At 44.6% G+C, this 666-nt stretch carries 1 pseudogene; it reads right to left on the reverse strand.

Features of this window, described 5'->3' with window-relative positions:
* Positions 1-601: pseudogene (locus ACT3SX_RS15435) on the reverse strand (transposase); the annotation flags it as partial.
* Positions 602-666: the final 65 nt, after the last annotated feature.

A 666-nucleotide genomic window follows, 5' to 3' on the forward strand; every position in this document is an offset into this window, starting at 1 on the left:
ACTTTAAAGCGCTTGTGGCGACGGCATTTGATGCCATGTTCCTCTTTAATGCTTCTAACCATGTATAGGCTAATGTCATGGCCTTGCTCGGTGAGCGTTGCATGCAAACGTTCATAACCATAACGTTCTTTACTTTGACTGTGAGCGGCTTTAACGAGTAGCTCGCAATGGTTGCGATGTATCTGCTGCTCGCTGATATCGCGACTCAGCCAGTCGTAGTAACTTGAATGCTTAATCTTTAGCACACGGCACATAGTGGTGATGCTAAAGAAGTGCTGGTTATCTTTGATAAAGGCGTACCTGACTAGCTGTGCTTTGCAAAGTACGCCGTCGCCTTTTTTAATATCTCTCGTTCCTCTTCGGCTACTTTAAGCTGTCGTTTGAGGCGCTTGTTCTCTTCAATCACGGCTATGAGCTGTGGATCGTACTGCTCTGTTCCTACAAGCTTGCCTTGGTTGGCTTTGTTATGCCAATTAGATAAGGTCTGCATGGCGATGCCAAGCTGCTTTGCGGTCGCTGAGATATTGCCATTATTGTTTGCTATCTTCTTAACGGCTTCTGCTTTAAATTCTGTGCTGTAAGTTCTGATTTTCTTGGTCATGGTAAACTCCTGTGAATACGCTTAGTTTACCAAGTTTAGTTGTACGGTTTCTTCAGCATAGCTCA

This window comes from Psychrobacter sp. AOP31-B2-9, assembly GCF_052378005.1.
In the GTDB taxonomy this organism is placed as follows: Bacteria; Pseudomonadota; Gammaproteobacteria; order Pseudomonadales; family Moraxellaceae; genus Psychrobacter.